This window comes from Bittarella massiliensis (ex Durand et al. 2017), assembly GCF_017566145.1.
GTDB classification, from domain to species: Bacteria; Bacillota; Clostridia; order Oscillospirales; family Ruminococcaceae; genus Bittarella; species Bittarella massiliensis_A.
Map to the genome: position 1 here is coordinate 1 of NZ_JABFCL010000421.1, position 207 is coordinate 207.

Sequence of the window (207 nt, forward strand, 5' to 3'; positions counted from 1 at the left end):
TCATCCGTTACCTTTTCCAGTACCTCAAGTTCCCTGCCTGCATCTCCTCCGATCAGCCCAAGCAGGGCTGCCGCTTCTATGCCGTGCATTCCTCCGGATTTAGGGACTGTTACGCTTTTTACATTTTTAATAATATTCCCGCTGCAATGGATCGCCATTTGTTCCGGAAATTCGCCCAGCACTTCTCTCGCTTTTGCCGCCGCAAAG

The 207-nt window shown here is 50.7% G+C and carries 1 pseudogene; it reads right to left on the reverse strand.

What is annotated here, in order from left to right:
- Positions 1-207: pseudogene (locus HJY11_RS14905) on the reverse strand (serine dehydratase subunit alpha family protein); the annotation flags it as partial.